Annotated in this window: 16 protein-coding genes; 9 read left to right on the forward strand and 7 right to left on the reverse strand. The window is 63.9% G+C overall.

Annotation, left to right across the window (positions count from 1 at the left end; translation table 11 throughout):
* The first annotated feature begins 329 nt into the window (after nt 1-329).
* The 7 genes from GV819_RS23920 to GV819_RS23950 all read left to right on the forward strand — a co-directional run bounded on the left by GV819_RS23920 (nt 330) and on the right by GV819_RS23950 (nt 8,603).
* Nucleotides 330-2,264 (forward strand): putative nucleotidyltransferase substrate binding domain-containing protein, encoded by a 1,935-nt coding sequence (locus tag GV819_RS23920; RefSeq protein WP_178126073.1) that lies wholly within the window; start codon nt 330-332, stop codon nt 2,262-2,264.
* Nucleotides 2,261-2,968, forward strand: a complete 708-nt coding sequence (locus GV819_RS23925) for a 3'-5' exonuclease (protein ID WP_161758512.1) — start codon at nt 2,261-2,263, stop codon at nt 2,966-2,968. The genes GV819_RS23920 and GV819_RS23925 overlap by 4 nt, the downstream gene beginning before the upstream one ends.
* Nucleotides 2,969-3,101: 133 nt before the next feature.
* On the forward strand, nt 3,102-3,620 hold the full coding sequence (locus tag GV819_RS23930; protein WP_161758513.1) for an RNA polymerase sigma factor: 519 nt from the start codon (nt 3,102-3,104) through the stop codon (nt 3,618-3,620).
* Nucleotides 3,617-4,594, forward strand: a complete 978-nt coding sequence (locus GV819_RS23935) for a FecR domain-containing protein (RefSeq protein ID WP_161758514.1) — start codon at nt 3,617-3,619, stop codon at nt 4,592-4,594. The genes GV819_RS23930 and GV819_RS23935 overlap by 4 nt, the downstream gene beginning before the upstream one ends.
* A gap of 180 nt (nt 4,595-4,774) precedes the next feature.
* Nucleotides 4,775-7,234, forward strand: a complete 2,460-nt coding sequence (locus GV819_RS23940) for a TonB-dependent siderophore receptor (RefSeq protein ID WP_161758515.1) — start codon at nt 4,775-4,777, stop codon at nt 7,232-7,234.
* Nucleotides 7,235-7,296: 62 nt separating this feature from the next.
* Nucleotides 7,297-8,418, forward strand: a complete 1,122-nt coding sequence (locus tag GV819_RS23945) for a PepSY-associated TM helix domain-containing protein (RefSeq protein WP_161758516.1) — start codon at nt 7,297-7,299, stop codon at nt 8,416-8,418.
* Nucleotides 8,415-8,603: a hypothetical protein gene (locus GV819_RS23950; RefSeq protein WP_161758517.1), complete on the forward strand. Its 189-nt coding sequence runs from the start codon at nt 8,415-8,417 to the stop codon at nt 8,601-8,603. The genes GV819_RS23945 and GV819_RS23950 overlap by 4 nt, the downstream gene beginning before the upstream one ends.
* On the opposite strand, the gene GV819_RS23955 is transcribed toward GV819_RS23950, so the two are convergent.
* The gene (locus GV819_RS23955; protein WP_161758518.1) at nt 8,550-9,002 is read right to left on the reverse strand and encodes a hypothetical protein; all 453 of its coding nucleotides are present in this window, start codon (nt 9,000-9,002) and stop codon (nt 8,550-8,552) included. The genes GV819_RS23950 and GV819_RS23955 overlap by 54 nt on opposite strands.
* 100 nt (nt 9,003-9,102) lie before the next feature.
* Between GV819_RS23955 and GV819_RS23960 the strand changes: the two genes are divergently transcribed.
* Nucleotides 9,103-9,732 (forward strand): glutathione S-transferase N-terminal domain-containing protein, encoded by a 630-nt coding sequence (locus tag GV819_RS23960; protein ID WP_161758519.1) that lies wholly within the window; start codon nt 9,103-9,105, stop codon nt 9,730-9,732.
* A gap of 162 nt (nt 9,733-9,894) precedes the next feature.
* On the opposite strand, the gene creD is transcribed toward GV819_RS23960, so the two are convergent.
* From creD to GV819_RS23980, 4 genes are all read right to left on the reverse strand, one after another.
* The gene (gene creD, locus GV819_RS23965) at nt 9,895-11,271 is read right to left on the reverse strand and encodes a cell envelope integrity protein CreD (protein WP_161758520.1); all 1,377 of its coding nucleotides are present in this window, start codon (nt 11,269-11,271) and stop codon (nt 9,895-9,897) included.
* Between the two features lie 96 nt (nt 11,272-11,367).
* Nucleotides 11,368-12,786, reverse strand: a complete 1,419-nt coding sequence (gene creC, locus GV819_RS23970; protein WP_161758521.1) for a two-component system sensor histidine kinase CreC — start codon at nt 12,784-12,786, stop codon at nt 11,368-11,370.
* Nucleotides 12,786-13,466: a two-component system response regulator CreB gene (gene creB / locus GV819_RS23975; protein WP_161758522.1), complete on the reverse strand. Its 681-nt coding sequence runs from the start codon at nt 13,464-13,466 to the stop codon at nt 12,786-12,788. Before creB ends, creC begins: the two co-directional genes overlap by 1 nt.
* Nucleotides 13,467-13,568: 102 nt before the next feature.
* Entirely contained in the window at nt 13,569-14,069 is a 501-nt protein-coding gene (locus GV819_RS23980) for an ATP-dependent zinc protease family protein (protein WP_161758523.1), read from the reverse strand.
* Nucleotides 14,070-14,306: 237 nt separating this feature from the next.
* On the opposite strand from GV819_RS23980, the gene GV819_RS23985 reads away from it, so the two are divergent.
* Complete coding sequence (locus GV819_RS23985; RefSeq protein ID WP_161758524.1) at nt 14,307-15,194, forward strand: acyltransferase; 888 nt, start codon at nt 14,307-14,309, stop codon at nt 15,192-15,194.
* Here GV819_RS23985 and GV819_RS23990 read toward each other — a convergent pair whose 3' ends face one another.
* Together GV819_RS23990 and GV819_RS23995 are read right to left on the reverse strand one after the other, a co-directional pair.
* Nucleotides 15,195-16,349 carry a glutathionylspermidine synthase family protein gene (locus GV819_RS23990; RefSeq protein ID WP_161758525.1) on the reverse strand — a complete coding sequence of 385 codons (1,155 nt, stop codon included), beginning with the start codon at nt 16,347-16,349 and terminating at the stop codon, nt 15,195-15,197. It lies immediately after the preceding gene.
* Entirely contained in the window at nt 16,346-17,068 is a 723-nt protein-coding gene (locus GV819_RS23995; protein WP_161758526.1) for a DUF1190 domain-containing protein, read from the reverse strand. The genes GV819_RS23990 and GV819_RS23995 overlap by 4 nt, the downstream gene beginning before the upstream one ends.
* Nucleotides 17,069-17,072 lie beyond the last annotated feature (4 nt).

Below are 17,072 nucleotides of genomic sequence, written 5' to 3' on the forward strand. Positions count from 1 at the left end.
CTCTACATGAACAGATCAATCCCCTAGCACAGTGGTCAGACATCGCTAAGCAGGCCTTCAATGTGCACTTCGTCGGAAAATTTTCCAAGAGTCTTGATCAGAGCTTTTTCGCATTGATTACCGACGGCTCAAAGCCAAATGTCAGAGGTTGTACCCGCGCACGAGCCTGTTGCGGCGTAGCGCCCAAGGCACCCGGCGCGCAGCATGATCAACGCTCAGGCGGTCTGCGGGCTGAACCTAGACTTACGTCCAATGGGCACCCTCGGCACGGGGGCCGACCATGACCGTGATCCGACCACAACAAATCCAAAAAGACTGCGGTAATCGTTATGAGTAAAACGGACGCCTTCACCCAGGCCGGGAAGACCGCGGTGTTGCAGAACATTCAAGGGACGGTGCAGTTCCTACAGCGGTTCCCGCCCTTCAACCAGATGGAGAACACCCATCTGGCCTACCTCGTGGAACAATGCCAGCTGCGTTTCTATGGCCCCGGCGACAGCATCATCAAGCCCACCGACGGCCCGGTTGAGCACTTCTACATCGTCAAGCAAGGTCGTGTGGTCGGCGAACGTACCCACGCCGCCAAGGGCGGCACCGAAACCACCTTCGAAATCACCAGCGGCGAATGCTTCCCGCTGGCCGCACTGCTAGGCGAACGGGCGACACGCACCGAGCATCGTGCCGCCGAAGACACCTTCTGCCTGCAACTGAACAAGAGTGCCTTCATCAAGCTGTTCGCCCTGTCCGCGGAGTTTCGCGACTTCGCCCTGCGTGGGGTCAGCAGCCTGCTGGACCAGGTCAATCAACAGGTCAAGCAAAAGGCCGTGGAAACCCTCGGCACCCAATACTCGCTGAACACTCGCCTTGGCGATCTGGCCATGCGCCATCCGGTGGCCTGCAGCCCGCAGACGCCCCTGCGCGAAGCCGTGTCGCTGATGCACGAACAACAAGTGGGCAGCATCGTGGTGGTGGACGAACACAAAGCGCCCCTGGGCATCTTTACCTTGCGCGACCTGCGCCAGGTAGTGGCCGACGGCAGCCAGGACCTCAACCAGCCCATCGAACGGCACATGACCCAGACGCCGTTCTTCCTCAGCCCGGACCACAGCGCCTTCGATGCAGCCATCGCCATGACCGAGCGGCACATCGCCCACGTCTGCCTGGTGAAAGAGCAACGCCTGTGCGGCGTGGTCTCCGAGCGCGACCTGTTTTCCCTGCAACGGGTCGACCTGGTGCACTTGGCGCGGACCATCCGTAACGCGCCCCGGGTCGAACACCTGGTGGCGCTGCGGGGCGAGATCAGCCAGTTGGTGGAACGCATGCTGGCCCACGGCGCGTCGTCGACCCAGATCACCCACATCATCACCCTGCTCAACGATCACACGGTGTGCCGGGTGATCGAACTGACCCTGGCCGACAAGGGCGACCCGGGCGTGCCCTTCAGCTGGCTGTGTTTCGGCAGCGAAGGCCGGCGCGAACAGACCCTGCACACCGACCAGGACAACGGCATCCTGTTCGAGGCCCAGGACGCGGCCCACGCAGCGCAGATCCGCGGCCAGCTGCTGCCCATCGCCCAACAGATCAACCAGAGCCTGGCCCAGTGCGGCTTCACCCTGTGCAAGGGCAACATCATGGCCGGCAACCCCGAGCTGTGCCTGTCCCGTGCCGAGTGGGCCCGGCGCTTTGCCGCCTTCATCCGCGAGGCGACCCCGGAGAACCTGCTGGGTTCGAGCATCTATTTCGACCTGCGGGTGGTCTGGGGCGATGAACAGAGCGCCGAACAGCTGCGCCGGGGCATCCTCGACCAGGTGGCGGACAACCGTCTGTTCCAACGCATGATGGCGGAAAACGCCCTGCGCCAGCGCCCGCCCGTGGGGCGTTTTCGCGAGTTCGTGCTGGCCAGGAAGAATGGCGAAAAGGCCACCCTGGACCTCAAGGTCCAGGGCCTCACCCCCTTCGTCGACGGCGCCCGGCTGCTGGCCCTGGCCAACGGCATCGGCGCGATCAATACCCTGGAGCGCCTGCGCCAACTGGTGTCCAAACAAGTGATCGAGCCCCTGGACGGCGCCGCCTATGAAGAGGCCTATCACTTCATCCAGCAGACCCGCATGCAGCAGCACCAGCGCCAGACCCGCGAGAACCAGCCCTATTCCAACCGGGTCGACCCGGACAGCCTCAACCACCTGGACCGGCGCATCCTGCGCGAATCCCTGCGCCAGGCCCAGCGCCTGCAAAGCAGCCTGGCATTGCGGTACCAGCTATGAGCCTGTTTGCCTGGTTCCGCCCTGCGGTCAGCGTACTGAGCGCCGAGCAGCAACAGCGTCGCGATCGCCTGCCGGCCTTCACCGAACTCAATGAAAGCAGCCTGCGCGAGCAGCGCTGGGTGGTGGTGGACGTGGAAACCACCGGCCTCAACCTCAACCGCGACCAGGTGTTGTCCATCGGCGCGGTGGTGATCGAGGACGGCGCCATCGACTTCAGCCAACAGTTCGAGCGCACCCTGCAGCGCGAGGGACACAAACTCAGCCCCAGCGTACTGATCCATGGCCTGGGCCCCAGCGCCATCGCCGCGGGATGCGACCCAGTGGAGGCGCTGCTGGACTTCATGGAGTTTGTCGGCGACAGCCCGCTGCTGGCCTTTCATGCCCCGTTCGACCAGCACATGCTCGGCCGGGCGTTGAAGGACAGCCTGGGCTATCGCCTGCAACACAGCTTCCTCGATGTCGCTGACATGGCGCCTTTGCTGTGCCCTCAGGCACTGATTCGTGAAGCCGGGCTGGATGATTGGGTCCAGTGGTTCAAGCTGCAGGTGGTGGAGCGGCACAACGCGGCCGCCGATGCCATGGCCACCGCGGAGTTGGCGCTGATCCTGTTCAACCGCGCGCGCCAGCAGCAGATTCACAGCCCCTTGAACCTGCAGCAACGCCTCGGTCAATGGAAGCGCCGCCAGCAAGCGCCCTCGTTCTGATCCTCGATGAGGGAGCTTGCTCCCTCATTGCAACCGGTCGGCAGCCGACCAGCGTCAATTGCGCCACTGTTTCGCCTCTGCCACAATCGCGAATAATTCTCGTTAGTTTAAACTTCACGATTGGTGAGTCCCGTTGTCCTCAGTCCAAAGCCCTCACAATGAGCTGGTTGGTGCGTTGTATCGCGACCATCGCAGTTGGCTATTGGCCTGGCTGCGGCGCAACGTTGCCTGTGCACAACGGGCCGAGGACCTGAGCCAGGACACCTTCGTACGCCTGCTGGGCCGCGAAGAGTTCAAGGCCCCCCGGGAGCCGCGGGCCTTTCTGGTGGCCATCGCCAAGGGCCTGCTGTTCGACTATTTTCGCCGCGCCGCGCTGGAACAGGCCTACCTCACTGAGCTGATGCTGATCCCGGAAGACGAGCAACCGTCGCCGGAAGAACAGCAGATGATCCTCGAGGACCTCAAGGCCATCGACCGCCTGCTGGGCAAACTCTCGAGCAAGGCCCGGGCGGCCTTCCTCTATAACCGTCTCGATGGCTTGAGCCACGCCGAGATCGCCGAGCGCCTCGGGGTCTCGGTGCCCCGGGTGCGCCAGTACCTGGCCCAGGGCATCCGCCAGTGCTACATCGCCCTGTACGGGGAGCCGGCATGACCCCCATCAGTTCCAAACCGGTGTCCGCCCAGGTGCTGGATGCCGCCATTGCCTGGCAGTTGTCCCTAGACGGTGGCGCCAGTGCAGTAGAGCGCGAAGAGTTCGCCAAATGGCATGCCGCCCATGAAGAACACGCCCGCGCCTGGCGTCAGCTGGGCATGCTCGATCAGCGCTTCAGCGTGGCGTCGGGCCCGGCCCGCAGTGCCTTGCTGCAGTCCCGGGAAGGCCTGCGGCGGCGCATGCGCAGCTTCGGACGCGGCGTCGCCAGCGTGGTGCTGGTAGTCGGGCTGGCGTTGTTTGCTGGGCAGCGTTACCTGCCCGTGGACTACTGGCTGGCCGACCAGCGCACCGCCACCGGCGAGCAGCGCACCTTGCGTCTATCCGATGGCACCCTGATCAACCTCAATACCCACAGTGCCCTGGACGTGCACTTCGATGAGAAGCAACGACGGATCGTGCTCCAGGAAGGCGAGATCCTCATCCAGACCGGGCACAACGATAGCCGCCCATTCATCGTCGAAACCCGTGATGGGCGGATGCGCGCCCTGGGCACGCGGTTCCTGGTCAAGCGCGAAGCACAAGGCACCCGCCTGAGCGTGCTGCAATCTGCGGTGGCCGCACGCGCGCAAGCCGGCCAGGACGAGCAGGTGTTCAAGGAAGGCCAGCAAGTACTGATGCGCCGCGACGGCCTCGGTCCGCTGCAGGCCCTGAACCTGGGGGCCGATGCCTGGACCCGGGGCATGCTGGTGGTGGACAACGCCCGCCTCGCAGACCTGATCGACGAGTTGGGCCGCTATCGCCGCGGCCACCTCGGCGTCGCCCCGGAAGTGGCGGACCTGCGCATCACCGGCAGCTTCCCGCTACAGGACACCGACCTGGCACTGAATGCCCTGCTGCCAACCCTGCCAGTGAAGATCGAGCGGCACACCCCTTGGTGGGTAACCGTGGTGGCCAAGGCCGACGCCAAACCCTGAGGTCGGTGTCGCAGCCTTCGCCAGCAAGCTGGCTCCTACACCGGCCCGGTAGGAGCTGGCTTGCCAGCGAATCGCCCTCAATCAATCTAAATCTAAATTATTTTCAATCCGCCCTATCACTTTTCCAATCTCGTCCGGCACCTAGGCAATTGCGAAATATTTCCATTCAGGAGCCGCCGTATGTCCCGCCCGCTAGACACCCTGTTGCGCCCCAGCCTGCTGGCCGTTGCCATCGCCTTCAGCGCCCCCTTGGCCAGCCCGGCGCTGATGGCTGCCGAACAGGCCTCCAGCGTGCGCGCCTACAACCTGCCGGCCGCGCCCCTGGCCAGCACCCTGAACCAGATTGCCAGCCAAGCCGGCCTGGCCCTGAGCCTGCCCCCTTCCCTGGCGACCGGTAAAACCTCGGCTCCCGTCAAAGGCCAGTTCGACGCCCCGGGCGCCCTGCGTGAAGCACTGCGCGGCACCGGCCTGCAACTGGAGCACAGCAGCGCCGGCACCTACAGTCTGGTGGCGGCACCTGAAGGCGTAGTGGCCCTGCCGGAAACCAGTATCACCGGCCAGGGCAGCTATGAAACGGCCTGGGGACCGGTCGAGGGCTACATGGCCAAGCGCACTGCCGTCGGCACCAAGACCGATACCGAACTGCGTGAAGTGCCCCGCTCTATCTCGGTCGCGACCCGTGAGCAGATGAGCGACCGTGCGGTGCAGAACCTCGACGATGCCGTGCGCTACATGCCCGGCGTCACCGCCAGCAGCTACGGCAGCGACAGCCGCGCCGAATGGCTGAAGGTCCGGGGCTTCGAGCCCACCCAGTTCCTCGATGGCCTGCCCCTGCCAAAGGGCACCTACACCATGCCCAAGCTGGAAACCTGGGACCTGGAGCGGGTGGCCCTGCTCCGCGGCCCGGCGTCTTCGGTCTACGGCCAGACCCCACCCGGGGGCTTGCTGGACATGGTCAGCCGCCGTCCGGAAGACAGCAGCAGCCACGAAGTGCAACTGCAGATCGGCAGCTACCAGCGCAAGCAGATCAGCTTCGACAGCACCGGCCCCATCGATGACCAGGGGCGCTTCCTGTACCGCGTCAGCGGCGTGGTCCGCGACAGCAACACCGCCATCGAGCACAACCAGGACAAGCGTTACAACCTGGCTCCCAGCCTGACCTGGAACATCGACGAAGACACCAAGCTGACCTTCCTCAGCCAGTTCAACCGCGACGATACCGGCATCACCAGCCAGTTCCTGCCGTTGCAGGGCACCAAGCTGGCGAGCCCGGCGGGCGAGATCAAGTACCACAAGAACCTCGGCGATCCGAGCTGGGAATACTACGACAAGACCTACTACGCACTGGGTTATGCCTTCGAGCACCGCCTGGACGACGTCTGGCAGTTCCGCCAGAACCTGCGCTACACCAAGAGCGACCTGTCGTTCCAGGGCATCACCGCCGGCGGCAGCTACTGGCCCAACAAGCCCGACCAGGCGGTGAGTGCCGACGGCACCGTGCGCCGTGGCGCCAACATCGTCGACGAGGACATCAGCCAGTTCGCCGTGGACAACAACTTCCAGGCCGACTTCAACACCGGCGAGCTCAAGCACACCCTGTTGCTGGGCCTGGACTACCAGCGCGTCAACACCAACTACAAGTGGCTGTACGGTGAAGCGCCCACCAGCAACATCATCAACCCGATCTACGGCCAGGACTTCAGCAAGGTCGCCTACTTCGCGTACAACGACTACAACCAGAAACGCCAGGGCACCGGGCTCTACGTCCAGGACCAGATGGCCCTGGACAACTGGCGCCTGACCCTGGGCGGACGCCAGGACTGGCTGCACACCGACTCCAGGTTCTACAACATCGCCAACAAGCCCCAGGATCAGCGCAACGACCAGGCCTTCACCGGCAATGCGGCCCTCAGCTACGTCTTCGATTCAGGCTTCACCCCTTACATCTCCTACGCCGAGTCCTTCCAGGCCGAACCCGGCGGCAACGCCAAGGGCCAGGCCTTCGAACCCAGCACCGGCAAGCAGTACGAACTAGGCCTCAAGTACCAGCCTCCAGGCAGCGACATGCTGTTCACTGCCGCGGTATACGACCTGACCCGGCAAAACATCGTCCTCACCGACAGCCTGGGCGTCAGCCGGCCCCTGGGTGAAGCCAAGGTCCGCGGCTTCGAGCTGGAAGCAGTGGGCAACGTCAACGAGAACCTCAAGCTGACGGCCGCCTATACCTACGCCAACAGTAAGATGACCAAGGTCGGCGACCCTCAGGACAAGAACCGTCCGCTGCCTCTGACCCCGGAAAACCAGGCTTCGATCTGGGCCGACTACACCTGGCACAACGGGCTGCTGGACGGCTTCGGCGTAGGCTTCGGTGCCCGCTACATCGGCGAGACCAACAACGTCCCGGCAGGCAACCTGGCCTATGTCGCCCGCAAGTCCGACGGCGACACCGCGTCCTACACCGTCTATGACGCCGCGGTGCACTACGACCTCGGCCGCCTGGACAATTCGCTCAAGGGCGCCAGCGTGGCCCTCAACGCCAACAACGTGTTCGACAAGGAATACATGTCGACCTGCGACGGCACCTACTGCTACTACGGCGACCGCCGCAACGTCATGGCCAGCGTGAATTACAAATTCTAAGAAGGGAAAACCCTCACCTAAGGGCCGCCTGAACCGCGGCCCTTTTGCCTGTTGGAGCCTCGATGAAAAGCAAGACAATCCGCCGTTGGTCCTTTATCCACACCTGGACCAGCCTGATCTGCACGATGTTTCTGCTGCTACTGGCGCTCACCGGCCTGCCGCTGATCTTCCACCACGAAATCGACCACCTGCTGGGGGATTCCCCCGAGCTGCGGGAAATGCCCGCCGACACCCCGCACCTGGATCTGCAACAGCTGGTCAAGGCCGCCGAGGCTCACCGCCCGGGCGAGGTGATGCAGTACTTCGGCTGGGACGACGACGAGCCCAATGGCGTGATGACCATCATGGCCAAGACCGCCGGCACCGAGCCCAACTCCTCCCACACCTTCATGCTCGACGCCCGCACCGGCGAGCCCGTGGCCATGCCCTCGGCCAATGGCGGACTGATGATGGTCATGCTGCGCCTGCATGTGGATATGTTTGCCGAGCTGCCGGGCAAGCTGCTGCTGGCCTTCATGGGCATTCTCTTCGTGCTGGCGATCATCTCCGGCACGGTGCTCTACCTGCCGTTCATGCGCCGACTGAAGTTCGCCACGGTGCGCCAGGACAAATCCAGCCGGCTGCGCTGGCTCGACCTGCACAACCTGATCGGCGTGGTGACCCTGACCTGGGCGCTGGTGGTCGGCGTGACCGGGGTGATCAGCGCCTGCGCCGACCTGATCATCGCCGCCTGGCGCAACGACAGCCTCAGCGCCATGGTCGCGCCCTATCGCGATGCACCGCCACTGGCCTCGCTGGCCCCGGCCAGCCGATTGCTGGATATCGCCCGGGAAGCCGCTCCAGGCATGCAGCCGGACTTCATCGCCTTCCCCGGCACGCGCTTCTCCAGCGAGCACCACTACGCGGTGTTCCTCAAGGGCAGCAGCCACCTGACCTCGCACCTGCTGACCCCGGTGCTGATCGACGCCAGCAGCCTGCAAGTCACCGCCGTCGGCGGGCGGCCCTGGTACATGGACGCCATGGGCATGGCCCAGCCGCTGCATTTCGGCGACTACGGCGGCATGCCGATGAAGGTGCTGTGGGCAGCAATGGACGTGTTGACCATCATCGTCCTGGGCAGCGGCCTGTACCTGTGGACAGTTCGCAGGCGGACCGCCAGGCCGATTCAGGAGGCGCGCCCATGAAGCCCCGGCAGTCGAACTTCTGGAAGGTCTTCGCCGCGCCCCTGGGCATCGGCCTGTTGAGCGCCGCCGGGTTGTTCGCGGCACTGCTTGGGGATGGCGCCTGGGACAGCCTGAGCTGGCTCGGCCTGGGCCTACCGACGCTGATCGCCCTGCGCGGCCTGTTGCGGCGCAAGCCTGCGGCCTGAACCCGGCGCCGGGAAACCACGCCACAGGTACATCGAGAGCCCGAGGCCGACCAGCATCACCGGAATGAACACACGGTTTTCCTGGAACGCCTCGATGGCCACCAGCACGCTGAACAAGGCCAGCCCCAGCAGCGGTACATAGCTGGCCGCCAGGCTCCAGCGCCACAGTTGGGTCACCGGATCGGGACCGCGCAGGCACAGCAGGGCGCACACCAGGCCTGGCAGGGCCAGCGCCGGCAGGGCCCAGTACCAGGCCATGTAGGCGAACGCCATGATCAGCTCCGGTTCACCCTCGCCCTTGCGGCGGAATTCGTATTGCAGGGCCAGATACACCGCCAGCGCACCCAACAGGGTCAGGGCCAGGCTGTACAACCCGTGTAGAAGATAGGACCTGCGCACTCATTGCTCCTTGTCTGTACTGCCAGTCGCCCCTGTGGCCAATGCCACAGGCTGCGCTAAGATCCCCGGGCTGCGAGACTTCCACCCGCGAGGAATATTCATGTCCACCCCAAGCATGACGCTGTTCCACAACCCGGCATCACCTTACGTACGCAAAGTCATGGTGCTGCTGCATGAAACCGGACAACTGAACCGTGTGGCCCTGCAAGCCTGCCAATTGACCCCGGTCAGCCCGGACGCCGCACTGAACCAGGACAACCCCCTGGGCAAGATCCCCGCCCTGCGCCTGGACGACGGCCAGGTGCTGTACGACAGCCGGGTGATTCTCGACTACCTGGACCAGCAGCATGTCGGCAACCCACTGATTCCTCGTGAAGGCCCGGCCCGCTGGCGGCGCCTGACCCTGGCAGCGCTGGCTGACGGCATCATGGATGCCTCGGTGCTGATCCGCTACGAACTGGCCCTGCGCGCCCCGGAGAAACACTGGGAGCAGTGGCTCGACGGCCAGCGCGACAAGATCCGGCGCGCCCTGGCAGTGCTTGAGGCCGAGGCGATTGCCGAGTTGGCCAGCCACTTCGACGTGGCCGCCATCAGCGTCGCCTGCGCCCTGGGTTACCTGGATTTCCGTCACCCGCAGCTGGACTGGCGCCAGGACCAGCCCAAGCTTGCCGGCTGGTACGCCGAGGTCAGCCAGCGAACCTCAATGCTCGAGACCCGGCCACCGGCTTAATCGGTCAGGCGGTCCGGCCTCTTCGCCCCGCTCCTGCAGGAGCCGGACGGACGGCGTTGCGCCTGCTGGCGAAGCGCCCCCCACGGATCAACCGGAAACAACCCGCCAATCCTCAGCGCCAGGGTCTCCCCCAGGCGCTGATCCTCACGCAATCCCAACGACCTACTCACCGGCCACCTCCAGATCGAACTGCAAGGGCTTCGGCTCCTTGCGCAAGCCAATGCCATACCAGTCCAGCTTGCGGGTCAGCACCATGAACACACCCAACAGGCCGAACAACAGCAACGACCCCATCAGCAATGCATAGTCCTCGGCACTCAGCAGGCCATAAAGCAGGCCATACAACGCCGCCAGCCCTGCAGCAAAGGCCGCACCGTTGCGCCAGCTGTGCAGCACGTAGCTGACGTAGAAACCAATCAGTCCTACACAGGCCGCCGCCGACAAGGCATACGCCAGCGCGAACCCCAGGTGCTCGGACAACGACAGCAGCAACAGGTAGAAGAACGCCAGGGCCACCCCCACCAGACCGTACTGGATCGGGTGCACCGACAAACTCTTGAGCACCTCGAACAAGAAGAAGCCGGCAAAGGTCAGGCCGATGAACAACAGTGCATATTTGATCGCCCGATCGCCTTTCAGGTATTGGTCCACCGGGTCGATGAAGCTCACGCCAAAGCTGCGGCCATTGAAGTCATGGCATTGCTCGCTCACCACGCAACGCTCAAGGGCCTGCTGCAGGTTGGTGGAAAAGAATGAAGTCTGCCAAAGCGCCGAGAAGCCCTGTTCGGTCACTTCCCGTTGTACCGGCAGGTAGTTGCCGATAAAGCTCGGGTGCGGCCAGTTGGCCGTCAGCAGCACTTTGCTGGTCTTGCCCACCGGCAGTACTTCCAACTGTCCCGTGCCCTGCAGGCGCAGGTCGAAGGCGAAGTCCAGGCGGGTAGCCTTTTTCAGGTCCAACGGTGGCAGGACCACGTGCACGCCTTCATCCAGCCAACTGACAAAGGTTCCCGGGGCAAAGTCCAGGCTCTGGCCGTTGAGCTGCAGTTGCAGGGCGTTTTCAATCCCGCGGATATCGCTGATGCCCACCGCCAGGAACGGCTGCTCGAACTGGTAATCGCTGAAGTCTTCCTTGATTCCGTATTGTTCAGGTACGGCGAAGTAGCCACTGACGTGGTTGTCGGCATGGAACAGCCGCGCCTCGTAGATGCCCCGCGCCCGCAGCTCGGTCTGGGCCTTGCCTTGCAGCTCGAAGTGCTCCGGCAGGAAGAACAGCCGGCCCTGCTTCTCGTGGGTTTCCTGGTAGCGCTTCTGGGTTTTCTCGTCGGTCTTCCAGGTGCGCACGGTCTTGCGGTAGTCCACCACCATCACCGGTCCGCTGATCTGCTGCTGGGTGCTGGAGCTGCGGGCAATGTCGTCGAGCACGCCGTCACGCAGGCGCTGACGCTCGCTGATCAGGCCACTGATCATCAACAGCGGTATCAGCAACAGCAGGATCAGCAGGCCGATGGCCCCGAGTTTGAAGGTCAGATTGCGGTTCATGAAGCTCTCCCTGTTCGAATGAGGGAGAGTCTGGGACGCGGGCGTGGGGGTTTTATGGGGGCAATGTGGAGACTCTGTGGAGAATCCCCCTGCCCGTCAGGGCAGGCGCAAAGTGACTTGTACGCCGCCGGGGACATTCTCGATGTGCATGTGGCCGCCATGCAACTGCACCACCTCTTCAACGAAATTCAGCCCCAGGCCGGTACTCTTGCGCCCACTGTCCGGACGCGGCAGTGAGTAAAAACGCTCGCACAGGCGTGGCAGGGCATAGTCCGGAATCGGCTCGCCCTGGTTGAACAGGACAAACTCCACGCCCTCTTCCACACGCCGCGCAGTGCAACGCAACAAACCCTGGGGCGGGCTGAAGTCCAGGGCATTGGTCAGCAGGTTGCCCAATGCCTGGCGCAATAGAAACGGCTCTCCGGACCACGTCAGGTCAGCCGGCACCTGTTGCTCCAGCTGCAATTGCTTCCCCTCGATGCGCCCGTGCTGGCTGTCCAGCAGCTCCTTGAGCAACGGCGCCAGCGGCACGCTTACCCGCTCTTCCAGCCCCTGGCGCTGCTCGACTTGCGCCAGGTTCAGCAGGCGTTCGATCAACTGCTGCATGCGCGCACTTTCACTGTCGATATTGCCGACGAAGCGCTGGCGCTGCTCCGGTGGCATCTCGCTTTGCAGCAGTTCCGCCGCGCCGCGAATCGCCGCCAGAGGGCTCTTCAACTCGTGGGTCAGGGTGTGCACGTAGCGTTCGACATAGGCCTTGCCTGCCAACTGGGTCCGCATGTGCTCCACCGCGCTGGCCAATTGCGCCAGTTCTCCGCCGCGATAGTGCGGCAACTCGGCCCGACGACCTTCGCTCACCGCCAACGCGTAAGCCGTCATCCGCCGCAGCGCAGCGCTCAGCCACCAGGACAGCAAGGCGCCAAACAGCAAGCCCATGGCGATCAGCCCCGCGCCGTACCACAGTAGGCGCCGCTCGGTGCGGTCGACGTAGGGTTGCAGCGAGCTGTTGGGCTTGGCCACGGTGACCACGCCGATGATCTCGCCGTTATCACGGATCGGTGCTCCGACGTGCATCACCGAGGAGTTGGGATCATCGGCCAGCGACCGCGACGAGCGCGCGCCGTATTGCCCACGCAGGGTCAGGTAGACATCGTTCCAGCGCGAGTAGTCCTGGCCCACCGCCAGGCCGCTGGAGTCCAGGACCACGATGCCCTTGGCGTCGGTCACGTAGATACGGTGGTTGACCTGATTTTTCGGCAGGCCCCAGATACTCGCCGCGGGCTTGCGCTCACCATAGGCGCGCAACAACTGCGGCCAGCGGTTCTCGTTCAAGGTGCCGGCCTTGAAATCATCCCGCAGGATCTCCGCCAGCAGGTTGGCGGTGTCCACCAGGGTCTCTTCGGTGGACTGGCGCACTCCCGGGCGGATCTCCTGCATCACCGTGTTGAGCACGAAATAGCCGGTCAGGCCGATGAACAGCAGATACACCAGGAAGATACGGATGCCCAGGGTCATCAGGCGTGGCTCGGGCTGTAGCTGTAGCCCAGACCCCGGTGGGTCTGGATCGGCTCGGCCTGGGCCGCGACCAGCCGCAGCTTGGCCCGCAGGCTTTTCACATGGCTGTCGATATTGCGCTCGTAGCCGACGTCCGCGACTACCCCCAATGCGTCCAGCAACTGCTCACGGCTGAAGACCCGTTCGGGCTGTTCCAACAGGCATTGCAGCAGGCGGAACTCATGCCGGGTCAGGCTCAGGGGCTGGCTGCGGTAGCTGATCTGCACCCGCTCCGGGTCGATGACGAACAGCACCGGCGCCACCTCGAGAGCCGCTCGCGGAGTCATGCGTTTGAGGATCGCCTTGACCCGCGCCGCCACTTCCCGGGGACTGAAAGGCTTGACCACGTAATCGTCGGCGCCGATCTCCAGGCCCACCACCCGGTCGATCTCGCCGTCCCGGGCGCTGAGGAACATCACCGGCACCTCGCTGATGCGCCGCAGTTGCTTGCAGGTTTCGAAACCGCTGATATCCGGCAGGCCGATATCGAGGATGATCAGGTCCGCCGGGGTCGCCCGCTGATGTTCCAGGGCCGCGCGACCCAGGCTCAGCCAGGTGGTGGTGAAACCTTCGCCCTGCAGGGCAAAGATCAGGGTGTCGGCAATCGCCGCTTCATCTTCGACAATCAGGATATGAGGCATGGCATCCAAGCACGGAGGTTCAATGGGCGAACGGTGCCGGATGCCCCTGGCGGCGTCAATCAAACCTGCTGAAAACCTCGCCGTACTGCGTCGCTGGCCCGATCAGCAATCCGGCTTGTCCGCGGTGTAGCGCCGCGCTGGGTTCACCGCCGCGCCAAACTCGCGCAAGGCCTTGGCACCGATCAGCAGCGGGTAATTGAAACTGCTGCGGTCGGTGAGGTTGACCTCCACCGTGCGCTTGATGTTGCCCAGGCACATCTCCAGTTCCACCACTGGACGCTTGGCGGCCTGGGGTTCGTCGCGGTCGTCGTCCTCGTCGGAACGGCTCTTGATCTTGCTGATCCGCGCCACCTTGTGTTCATAGACCTTGCTGCCCGCATCCTTGGTGGCCAGGCGGAAACGCACCCAGTCTTCGCCGTCACGGGTAAAGGTCTGGATGTCCTTGGCTGACAACGACGCCGTCAGGGCCCCGGTGTCCATCTTGGCCTGGAGGGTTTCGCCGATCTCCGGCAGACGGATGTATTCATAGCGACCGTACAGGGTCGGCTCGGCGGCCATCACGGGCAAGGCCAGGAGAGACAAGAGAGCAAGGACGGATTTCACGGCAGTGGGTTCCTTGGAAAAAGGGGCAGCGGGATTTTAGACCGCCGCCGCCGAATTGGTTCTGTTTGGGTCTCTGGCCTGCAAAAGCTGGCGGGCGAAGAGCCCTTCACCGACATCACACAAACTGCCAGCCAGCCTACTCGGGTCCAAGTGAAACATTCGTCAGCACACTAGAATTTGGCCTGTCCGCCGAAGCTGCTTATCATGGCGCGCTCAAAAGATTGTAAAGAGTGCCTTATGCGCCGCCTGCTCACCGGCTGTTTCGTCACCCTGCTGCTCCTGCTCAATACCCTGGTGCTGTTCGGCCCTCTGATGGTATTCGCCCTGCTCAAGCTGATCCTGCAGGGGCACCTGCGCGACTGTGCCTCCAGCGCGGTGATGTGGATCGCCGAGACCTGGGCCGAGATCGACAAGCTGATCTTCGCCCTGTGCATCCCCACCCGCTGGGAGATTCGCGGCGGTGAAGGCCTGCGGGTCGACACCTCGTACCTGGTGGTGAGCAACCACCAGTCCTGGGTGGACATCCCGGCACTGATCCAGACCCTCAACCGGCGCACACCGTTCTTCAAGTTCTTCCTCAAGAAGGAGTTGATCTGGGTGCCCTTTCTCGGCCTGGCCTGGTGGGCGCTGGACTACCCCTTCATGAAGCGCTACAGCAAGGCATTCCTGGCCAAGCACCCGGAGCTGCAAGGCAAGGACCTGGAAATCACCAAGGCCGCCTGCGAGCTGTTCAAGCGCCAGCCGGTGACCGTGGTCAACTACCTGGAAGGCACCCGTTTCACCCCGGCCAAGCGTGAGCAACAAGCCTCGCCCTTCCAGCACCTGCTCAAGCCCAAGGCCGGCGGCGTGGCGTTCGTCCTCGCCGCCATGGGCGAACAGCTGGACGCCATACTGGATGTCACGGTGGTGTATCCCCAGGCACGCATCCCAGGCTTCTGGGACCTGATCAGCGGCAACGTGCCCAAGGTCATCATCGACATCCGCACCCGCGAGCTGGACCCGACGCTGTGGCAGGGTGATTACGAAAACGATCCGGTGTTCCGCCAGCAGGTACAGGACTGGGTCAACCAGCTATGGACCGACAAGGACCAGCGCATCAGCGCATTGCTGGCCGAACGCAGTTGATCAATCACTGATCACATGGGGCAGGAAGCGGCTGCTGTCCTTGGTGATCGGCGAATGGTCTTCGCGAATGCCGATCCCCGCCGGCTGATCGCCGATCACCCAACTGCCAATCACCGTATGGTTGCCGGCAAACACCGGCAGTGGGTGAAACTGCTGGCGAATGCACGGCCCGCCGTAGGGCCCGGCCTCGATCAGGCGCTCGCCACCTGCGGTGCAGATCTCCACATTGGCCCCTTCCCGGGAAAAGAACGGCTTGCGCACCCAGCCCGGGCCCAGGTGGGCGGCCGGGTCGGCATCGATAAACGCCGGCAGCAGATTCGGGTGCCCCGCATGCCGCTCCCAGAGCAGGGCCATGGCGCCCTTGTTGGAGAGGATGGCCTTCCACGGCGGCTCGACAAACTGCGTGCGGCTGCCGGCAATCGCCGGGCCATAAGCTTCGTTGAACAGCTGCTCCCAGGGATAGAGCTTGAACAGGCTCTCGATGGGCATCTCCAGCAGGTCGACGAAACGCCCGCCGGCATTCAGGCCGATATCTTCGATGGCGATCAGCCGCGTACCCAGGCCAGCCTGGCGGGCGATATCGCGCAGGTATTCGACGGTGCCGCGATCCTCCAGCGAATCCCTGACCGAGGCAAAGTGCATCGGCGACTTGAAGCCGCCCTGGGCGAACGCCTGGAGCAGCTTGTCCTCGATGCTGTTGAACTGATCGCAGCCGGCCGGCAACTGCCCGCGCTGCATCTGCTGCTCGAGCCACACGTACTGGAAGAAGCTCGCCTCATACAGCGAGGTCGGGGTGTCGTAGTTGGTTTCCAGCAGCTTGGCCGGGCCTGTACCGTCGTAGCACAGGTCCATGCGCCCATAGAGATGAGGGTCGCCCTGCTTCCACGACTGGCGGATCAATTCATGAAAGGCCGGGGGAATGGCCAGGCGCTGCAACAGTTCTTCACTGTCCACCACCTCGGCCACCAGGGCCATGCACAGTTCGTGCAGTTCCTGGCTCGGGTCCTCCAGGTCGTCCTCGATCTGCCGCAAGCTGAAGCGGTAGTAAGCCGACTCGTCCCAGTACGGCTCGCCGTCGAAGGTGTGGAAGGCAAAGCCCAGTTGCTCCGCCGTGGCCTGCCAGTCCGGGCGCGGGGTGCTGGCGATACGCTTCAAGAGCCGCCCCCCCAGCTGTGCCCGGAACCGAAACCGCCTCGACTGACCACCTCATGGGCGCCGGCCATGGAGTCACCGGCGCGAGTGAAGCGCTCCGGACTGGAAATGCCGAAACGGCCACCGTTGCTGGCATTACTGAAGGTCTTGCCGGCCTCCACTTGCTGGGTGAGGGTGCTCAACTGCGAGCCGCCACGACCGTCGCGCTCCTTGTACAGGGCCTCGCTGAAGTAGCGTGGCTCCGGTTCCAGGCCGATCCAGCGCCAGAAACTCGAGCCGGAACTGGAAGAGCCACCATTGCCGACGCTCATCGCGCTGCCGCCACCGCTGGTGGTGCCGCTGGAACCGGAGCCGGCCTGCTGTTGCTCCTCCTCGCCGGGCTTGACCGGCACCGTGCGCTGGCTGGTCAGGGCAAAACCTTGGAAGGTCGGTATGTAGGTCCGGTTGTAGATGGAGACCTTGCAATGGCCGGGGTAGAAGTCCTCCTCGCAGTCTTGCAAGTCCTTGTAACGCGGGGCCACCACGTCACTACGCTCCCAGGCGTCGTCACGGGCTGACTGGCAGATATCCAGTGAAATCTGCGCCTGCTCACATTCCTGCGGGCTGGTGAAATGCTGGACTTGGCGAACCTCTCGAGTCGCCTGGGGCTGGCCGTCACAGGCGGCCAGGGCGAACGGCACACTGCCCAGCAGCACCAGGCGCACGCTTTTACTGCGTTTCATGCCG

It is taken from the genome of Pseudomonas sp. Fl5BN2, from assembly GCF_009908205.1.
Lineage (GTDB): Bacteria > Pseudomonadota > Gammaproteobacteria > Pseudomonadales > Pseudomonadaceae > Aquipseudomonas.

Bases quoted from the DNA above. Each gene is read 5' to 3' on its own strand.
- GV819_RS23940 (WP_161758515.1), top strand. From the start codon at position 4,775: ATGTCCCGCCCGCTAGACACCCTGTTGCGCCCCAGCCTGCTGGCCGTT.
- GV819_RS23995 (WP_161758526.1), bottom strand. From the start codon at position 17,068: ATGAAACGCAGTAAAAGCGTGCGCCTGGTGCTGCTGGGCAGTGTGCCG.
- GV819_RS23950 (WP_161758517.1), top strand. From the start codon at position 8,415: ATGAAGCCCCGGCAGTCGAACTTCTGGAAGGTCTTCGCCGCGCCCCTG.
- GV819_RS23960 (WP_161758519.1), top strand. From the start codon at position 9,103: ATGTCCACCCCAAGCATGACGCTGTTCCACAACCCGGCATCACCTTAC.
- creD (WP_161758520.1), bottom strand. From the start codon at position 11,271: ATGAACCGCAATCTGACCTTCAAACTCGGGGCCATCGGCCTGCTGATC.
- GV819_RS23935 (WP_161758514.1), top strand. From the start codon at position 3,617: ATGACCCCCATCAGTTCCAAACCGGTGTCCGCCCAGGTGCTGGATGCC.
- creC (WP_161758521.1), bottom strand. From the start codon at position 12,786: ATGACCCTGGGCATCCGTATCTTCCTGGTGTATCTGCTGTTCATCGGC.
- GV819_RS23985 (WP_161758524.1), top strand. From the start codon at position 14,307: ATGCGCCGCCTGCTCACCGGCTGTTTCGTCACCCTGCTGCTCCTGCTC.
- GV819_RS23920 (WP_178126073.1), top strand. From the start codon at position 330: ATGAGTAAAACGGACGCCTTCACCCAGGCCGGGAAGACCGCGGTGTTG.
- GV819_RS23925 (WP_161758512.1), top strand. From the start codon at position 2,261: ATGAGCCTGTTTGCCTGGTTCCGCCCTGCGGTCAGCGTACTGAGCGCC.
- GV819_RS23945 (WP_161758516.1), top strand. From the start codon at position 7,297: ATGAAAAGCAAGACAATCCGCCGTTGGTCCTTTATCCACACCTGGACC.
- creB (WP_161758522.1), bottom strand. From the start codon at position 13,466: ATGCCTCATATCCTGATTGTCGAAGATGAAGCGGCGATTGCCGACACC.